The sequence below is a fragment of the Terriglobales bacterium genome (genome assembly GCA_035454605.1).
Lineage (GTDB): Bacteria > Acidobacteriota > Terriglobia > Terriglobales > Acidobacteriaceae > DATMAB01.
The window spans coordinates 1-7,250 of record DATIGQ010000148.1 but is presented as its reverse complement, the minus strand read 5'-3'; the positions used below and the strand labels follow the sequence as shown (position 1 = coordinate 7,250).

The 7,250-nt window shown below is 65.5% G+C and carries 7 protein-coding genes; 1 reads left to right on the top strand and 6 read right to left on the bottom strand.

The features are described 5' to 3' along the window. A partial coding sequence (locus VLE48_10735) for a winged helix-turn-helix domain-containing protein (GenBank protein HSA93477.1) occupies positions 1-1,772 on the bottom strand: 1,772 nt, incomplete at its 3' end. A 291-nt stretch (positions 1,773-2,063) separates the two neighbouring features. Between VLE48_10735 and VLE48_10730 the strand changes: the two genes are divergently transcribed. Next, positions 2,064-2,495: a hypothetical protein gene (locus VLE48_10730; protein ID HSA93476.1), complete on the top strand. Its 432-nt coding sequence runs from the start codon at positions 2,064-2,066 to the stop codon at positions 2,493-2,495. A gap of 85 nt (positions 2,496-2,580) precedes the next feature. On the opposite strand, the gene VLE48_10725 is transcribed toward VLE48_10730, so the two are convergent. Genes VLE48_10725 through VLE48_10705 form a run of 5 tightly spaced genes read right to left on the bottom strand, consistent with a single transcriptional unit; the run spans position 2,581 to position 7,126 of the window. Beyond that, positions 2,581-4,203, bottom strand: coding sequence for a DUF885 family protein (locus VLE48_10725; protein HSA93475.1), 1,623 nt, complete (start codon positions 4,201-4,203; stop codon positions 2,581-2,583). A gap of 19 nt (positions 4,204-4,222) precedes the next feature. Then, positions 4,223-5,263, bottom strand: a complete 1,041-nt coding sequence (gene mtnA / locus VLE48_10720; GenBank protein HSA93474.1) for an S-methyl-5-thioribose-1-phosphate isomerase — start codon at positions 5,261-5,263, stop codon at positions 4,223-4,225. 36 nt (positions 5,264-5,299) lie between these two features. Further along, complete coding sequence (locus tag VLE48_10715; protein ID HSA93473.1) at positions 5,300-5,665, bottom strand: VOC family protein; 366 nt, start codon at positions 5,663-5,665, stop codon at positions 5,300-5,302. A gap of 16 nt (positions 5,666-5,681) precedes the next feature. Continuing rightward, positions 5,682-6,320, bottom strand: coding sequence for an orotate phosphoribosyltransferase (gene pyrE / locus VLE48_10710; GenBank protein HSA93472.1), 639 nt, complete (start codon positions 6,318-6,320; stop codon positions 5,682-5,684). Between the two features lie 41 nt (positions 6,321-6,361). Beyond that, a complete protein-coding gene (locus VLE48_10705; protein ID HSA93471.1) occupies positions 6,362-7,126 on the bottom strand; it encodes a type II CAAX endopeptidase family protein in 765 nt (254 codons plus the stop codon). Positions 7,127-7,250 lie beyond the last annotated feature (124 nt).

The window sequence follows — 7,250 nt, the reverse complement described above, 5'->3', positions numbered from 1 at the left end:
CCGCCGGCCGCGGGCATTTTCCACACCTGCCAGCTTCCGGAGCGGTCGGAAGCGAAATAGATCCATTGCCCGTCGCGCGACCAACTGGGTACCACGTGGTTGAAGTCTCCGGATGTCAACTGGCGAGGCGCGCCTCCCTCGGCCTGAATGGAAAAGATGTGAGCATAGCGGTCGGGGCGCGAGTCGAAAACGAGTTGCCGTCCCTCAGGCGACCAGCGTGGAGTCCCGGTGAGGGGCCCCCGAAATGAGGTCAGCTGCAGCGGATTGCTACCATCCGCCTCGCACACCCAGATCTCGTAGAACCCGCTGCGCGTGGACTGGAAAACGATCCTCTTCCCGTCAGGAGAGTACTGCGGCCCCTCATCTTTCCGCGTGGAGACGATGAGCGGGCTAGCGGGCTCGGCGCGTGCGCCCATCCGTGCAACGGGAATCCGCACTATGTCCTCGTCCCACTGATGCTGCACGTAGGCCAAGCGGTTTCCCTGGGGGGCGACCGCGGGGGAGAGCGCGCCTTCGCCGCCCACGGCCAGGCTCTGGGGTTCGCCGCCCGTGGAGGCCACGCGCCAAAGGGTCGGAGTAGCGCGGCCGAAAGAGGCGAAGATAATCTGGCGTCCGTCGGTCGTCCAGTCCAAGCCGATGATGAGCGCATTCTGGAAGGTGATTCGTTTCGGCTCCCCTCCCGCGACCGGCACCGTGTAGATGTCGGCAGTCTCCCGGGTTTCGCGCAGGAAGGCCACCTGCCGGCCGTCGGGCGAAAAACGAGCGTTGTAATCGCCATCGAGCTGCGGCTCTGGGTAGGTAAGTTGCCGCCGCTCCAGGGTGTCGAGGGAGAGCAAGTACAACGCGAGGGGTTTCTCGGCTCCCGTTCTCTCCGCGAAGATGATGTACCTCCCGTCCGGTGACCAGGCCGGTATGCCCGCTCGTTCGCGAGTGCCGTACAGAGTGCGCTCGGCTCCGCCCAGGGCTGGGATCACCATGAGCGACGACTCGCCTTCCCGATAGCGCATGAAGGCCAGATAGCGGCCGTCCGGAGACCAGGTGGGGCTGGCCTCCGCCGCGTCTGGAGTCTCGGTCAAACGCAACGGCGAGCTGGCCCCCACCAGTTGCACGTAGAGGTCGGAGGGCTGATTGTTCACTGAGGCCCCGTAGGCGATGTGGTTGCCGTCGGGAGAGAATGCAGGGGAGAATTCATCTCCCGGAGCGGTGGTAAAAGGCACCACCTGCATGGGAGGCACAGCGGCCTGCGGAGTGGCCTGCCTGCCCGGACGCAGGAGCCAAAAGATCGTCCCAGCCGCCGCGATCACTGCCATCAGGATGAGCACCATGCCCGGTGAGGCTTTGTTCCCTTCTGCCGGTTGGGAAACGGCAGGCTGGGCAGCAGTGGTCGCCGGCATGATCTCCGCTTCTGGCCGTGACCCATCACCGGCGAAACCCCGCCCGCCCACAGGCGCAATGAACCGGTAGCCGCGCCGGGGCAGGGTCTCGACGAAGCGGGGGTTGTCGGCATCGTCGCCCAAGGCCTCGCGCAGCTTCTTCACTGCCGTGTTCAGGCTGTGGTCAAAGTCCACGAAGGTATCGGCCGGCCACAGACGCTTGCGCAGCTCCTCCCGAGTGACGACTTCGCCCGGCCTCTCCAGAAGCATCGTGAGGATCTGGAAGGGCTGCTCCTGGAGCTTTACCTTGGCCCCGTTCTTGCGCAGCTCCCCGGCGCGCAGGTCGGCGGAGTAGACGCCGAAGCGAATGACGATCGGCGATTCAGCGGAAGAATTCATGACCCGGAGAGTTTTCAGGCTGAGTCTAGCACTCACGTATGTACAGACGCACCGGGGCCTGAATAGGTTCGCCGAAGGCCTGGCGGCGCTTGTTCACCCGCATCCGTAACTGACTTGTTTTCATGCCGTTATCTGTTTACCCACGTTCTCCCCAGGGTCCACATGGGATGCATTGCGATGCGCAAGCACCCGCATCAGATTCGCTCGTGTAAGGCCCAAGCCCCCACGGGCGGCGGCCGACGGGATCGCGTAGGCGGTCCGAAACAAACCAAAGCATGGAGGAAAACTACAATGACACGCAATCACACGATCCTGGCAGTGCTGCTGCTGATGATGGTGGCGGCAACGGCCACCGCCAACGCGCAGAGCGACCGCTCGATCACGGTCAAGGTTCCCTTCGACTTCGTGGTCGAGAACCAGAAGCTGCCTGCGGGAGAGTACCGCGTCCAGGCCCTGCACAGCGACCGCAGCGACCGCATGCTGCTGCGCCGCGAGGGCGGCGGAGCTGTGACCACAGTTTTCACCCTTCCGGTGAGAACGCTGGACGCCGCTTCGGAGAGCAAGTTGGTCTTCAAACGCTACGGCAGCCAGTATTTCCTCTCCCAGATCTGGATGCAGAGCGCGGATGCAGGCCGTGAAGTGCTGATCGGCCGGGCGGAGCAGGAAGCAGCCAAGGCCAACGGTTCCAAACGCCTGGTGGTCCTGGCGCAGAAACAGAAGTGAAAGCATGAGCGGGCGCAGCTCCTGATCGCGCCGGGACTGGGCCGATTGCTCCCGCCGGCAGGGCGATGAGGCTGCTCGCGCCCGCTCATTTTGCCGAAGGCTCAGGGCCGCCTGCCCCTGTTGCCGGCAGGAACTCGCGCGCCTCGTCGTCGAGACCCGTCATTTCCCAGCGGATGAGCGAAACCGGAATGGCGCCCGCCGCCAGGAACTGATCATGGAACTCGCCCAGTTGGAACTCTTTGCCGAGTTGACGGGCGCGGTCGGCGAGCAGGCGCTCGATCTGCAGCTTGCCCATCTGGTAGCTCATGCCGTAAGTGGGAGTGCGCAGGTAGATCTCGCAGTCCACGCGGGCGACGTCGCGGTCCATGAAGGGGACGTTCTTGACCATGTAATCGATGCCCTGTTCCACCGTCCATTCGCCGGTATGCATGTGAAGTTCGGCTCGGTTCCGGACGGCGCGGGCGGCGGCGAAGATCCAGAACAGCTCCCGCGTGCGCGGCAGGTCGTCGAGCAGGCCGGCGTTCATCATGCCCTCCTCGAGGTAGAAGCCCCAGCCCTCGATGCGGGCGCTGTCGGTGTAGCGTCCGCGGATGGGACGCGTGTCACGCTCGTGCAGCGCGATATCGAAGCGATGGCCGGGGATACCGGCGTGCACTTTGTCCGGGCGCGGGTCGCGGTACTGCACCTGCTCCCAGAAGTTGGGACCGCCGGGCCGCACGACCCACGGGACGTTGTTGTCCATTTCGCCGATGTAGTCGGGAATGGTGAGGAACTCCTGCGTGCGGATGAACTCGCGGACGTGGCCGTCAGCGTCGGTGATCTTCATGGCGTATTCGGCCTCGCTCGCCGCCGGTGGAAGCTTGGGAAGGTGGCGGTTGCGATGCCGCTCCAGCGCCAACCCCGCCAGCGTGCGTGCAAGTTCGCGGTCGCCGATGCGGGCGATGTCGTCGGCCGTGTACGTCATCAGCCGCACGTGCTTGAGCAGCCAGTTGTAGTTCTCCCGTCCGACACCGGCGCGTGCCGTCATGCGTGGCCGCTCCTGCTTCAGCCACTGGTGGAACGCCGCCACCGCCTCGCGGGCGCGGCGGGCATCCGTTACGAGTTCGGGATGATGTCTCTCCAATCCGAAGATCAGTTCATCGAACCAGCCCAGAATGCCGGGTGGCGGCACCGGGCGGAGGGGCTGCTCATGGCCGACGCCGTCCGGCAGCTCCAGGTTGCGGAGCGCGAAGTCGGCCAGCTCCCCGGCGCCTTCGGTGAGGTTACGGCTGGCTTGATCGAGCAGCCCTGGAATGGCCGTGAGTTGTGAGCGGAACTCCGCCAGCTTTCCCGGGGGTATGGGCAATTTCGCATACGCCACCGGGCGCAGCATGTCCACGTAGAAGCCGGGATCCCGTGCCCACGGCCGCAGCACGCGATGGTGGAAGTCGAGTTCGTCCATCTGGGCCCGCACCACCAGGTAGTCCACCTGTTGGGGTACGGGCCAGGCACGCGGGTCCATTGCATCCAGCCTGCGCCGCAGTTCGCGGAGCGCGGCTCCTTGCGCCTGCATGGCTCGAGGCGTGTAGTCGGGAACACCTGCGGTCACCTGCGGCGTTTTCAGCTTCTGGAATTCCTCGTGCAATGCGACCAGAGAGGGAGAGCCGTTCTGGGCGGGCGCGAAGACTGCGATCGAAAGCAGGAACAGCGCGAGTGCGGTGGCCCTCACGGTTCACCTCCGTTTCGGATCAAACTTGTGACAGCTTGCGCAACGACTCGCCGTAGGGCGGCTTGGCTACGCCACGCTCGGTGATGATGGCGGTGATGTAGCGTGCCGGGGTCACGTCGAACGCCGGGTTCTCGATCTTCACGCCTTCCGGCGTGATGCGCGTCCCGGCCAGGTGCGTCACCTCGCGCGAAGACCTCTGCTCGATGGGGATCTTCGATCCGTCCGGCGTCTCCAGGTCGATCGAAGAGAACGGCGCCGCTACGTAGAAGGGGATGTTGTGCTCCTTGGCGAGCACGGCGACGGTGTAGGTGCCGATCTTGTTGGCGGTGTCGCCGTTGGCGGCGATACGGTCGGCGCCCACCACCACGGCGCCGATCTTGCCTTTGGCCATCATGGCGCCGGCCATGTTGTCGGAGATGACGGTGGTGGGCACGCCGTCCTTGGCCAGCTCCCAGGCGGTCAACCGCGCGCCCTGCAGGAACGGACGGGTCTCATCGGCATACACCTCGAGCTTCTTGCCCTGCTCGATGGCGGCGCGGATCACGCCCAGCGCCGTGCCGTATCCGCCCGCCGTAGCCAGCGCGCCCGCGTTGCAGTGGGTGAGCACGGCGCCGCTCGCCGGCAGCAGCGTGGCCCCATGCCTAGCGATCGCCTCGTTCTGCGCCAGGTCTTCCACGTAGATGCGCTGCGCTTCGGCGATCAGTTCCTGCTTGATCCGCGCTACCGGCTGCTCCGAACACGCGGCGAACTTGCCACGCATGCGCTCGATGGCCCAGAACAGGTTGACGGCGGTGGGCCGCGTTGCGGCCATGGTCTCGCAGATTTCTTCGAAGTTGCGGCGGAACTCAGCCACGTGGTCGCCATCGGCCGCGCGCGCCCCCAGCGCGATGCCCATGGCGGCAGTCACGCCGATGGCCGGCGCGCCCCGCACCACCATGCTGCGGATGGCCTCCGCCACCTCTTCATAGGTGGAACACACCACGTAGGTCTCTTCGGTGGGGAGTTTCGTCTGGTCGAGCAGGCGAACGCCCTGTTCCGTCCATTCGAGCGTCTTGATCATGAGTCCGTCGTCAGCGGCAAATGGCTGGCCTGCGGTTCAATCGTGCTGCCCCTTGGGCATCTGGCCGATCTGGATCGCGTATCCATCCGGGTCCGCCGCGATGGCCAACCATCCAAACTCTTCCTTCTTCGGCTCCTGCAGGAAGCGCACTCCCTTGGCCTTCAGTGCAGCCGCGGTCTGCTGCACGTCCGCCACATGGAAGCCGATACTCACGCCCGTATCGGGCGCGACCTTCACGCGCGGGCTTTCCGGATGCAAGCCGATCTCGATGTTGCCGGCGCTCAACTGGCTCCAGAAGGGCGACTCGAATTCCAGCTTCAAGCCCAGCACGTCGCGGTAGAACGCCACGCTCCGGCCCATGTCCTTGACCACCACCATGATCAGTCCCAGTTTGCCGATCATCGGCATCCTCGCTCGGCTACAGCGCCGCCCGCAGCGCTTGTCGCTTCAAGTGCTGCTCGCGGACTTCTCCGGCGGTGAAGACAGAAACGAAGCTGGCCGGGGCCGCTGCACGTTCCACGGCCGGGCGCCCGCCGGCGTCCTCGCGTTCCACCAGGCACATCACGCCGATCACCTTGAACCCGAAGTCGCGCGCCGCTTCGATGGCCTGGATCGTAGACCCGCCGGTGGTGCACACGTCGTCCACGATCACCACTTCCGCTCCGGGCTCGCGATACCCTTCGATGCGCTGCCCCGTGCCGTGGCCTTTTTCCTGCTTGCGCACCAGGAAGCCGTGGATCAACGGGAACACCGGTTCGTACACCGGCCCGCGTTCCGCGCCCCGGCGTTGCGCGTGCTGCGAGCTGAGCAGAGCCACCGCCACCACGATGGGATCGGCGCCCAGCGTCAGTCCTCCGATGGCCTTGGGTCTCCATCCCCGCACCCGTATCTCGTCGAGAAAGACGCGCCCGGTGAGCCGCGCCCCTTCGGCGTCGAGCGTGGTGGTGCGGCAGTCGATGTAATAGTCGCTGGTGGCTCCGGAGGAGAGCTTGAATTCGCCCAACTGGAACGACTGCCGGGCCAGCAGCTCCAGCAATTCCTGGCGCGGGGTGCTCATGGGAAAAATCTACGATATCACGAGCGGCGAGGGCGTCACGCCTACTGCAGCATGCGCTCCATGTGGCGGAAGCGGTCGGTGGTGATGTAGAGCAGCGTGAACAGGGCCCCGTTGTAGCCCAGGTGCAGCAGGAAGGGCACCGCCACCGAGCCCGTCCAGGCGCGCGCCAGGGTGAAGGCCAGGCCCACCACGAACAGCACCAGCAACGGCGCCCAGTGGTTGCCCAGCTGGGAGGCGTGGATCAGGGCGAATCCTATCGACGTCAGCACCACGCCCGCCGCCACACCGACTCTGCGAGCCAGCACCGGGTACAGGAACCCGCGGAAAAACATCTCCTCCACAAAGGGGGCCACCAGCGTGCCGAAAACCGCCATCAGGTAGGCGGCGGACGTTTCCTTCAGGAACTCGTAGATGGGCAGTTGTTTGGGCACCGGCAGCCATGCCGAAGCCCACTGCACCAGCAGCGCGATCACCGCCCCCGCCACCACCAAGGCAGGCGCCGCCGTCTTCTCCACCGGCCAACGCCAGCGCACCGCTTCCCAGAAGCGCCGGCGATAGCGGACCACCACCAACAGGTACATCACGCCGACTACCGCCAGGTAGGCGAGCAACTGCGCCATCAGCGCGATGGGTGTGACCTCCGCGGTGCCCGGAGGCTTGTGCCCCGGAGTCGCCACCACCAGCGCCACAATACCGAGCGTGCTGAAAAGAAGTATGCCCAGGACAGCGACCGCGGCCAGCAGCAGCACATCCCAGCCGCTCCACACCGGATCGCGAGGTGGCGTGGCGGCGGGTGCTACCGGCAAGGCGGGCTCGGTTGCCGGAGGTTGCGGATGGGGATCGGGGTAGGAAACCACGCTTGGTCGTTCGGCCTAGGCCGCTTCTCGAATGTACACGAAGGGCACTGACTTTGGCTCCTTCATGCAGGAT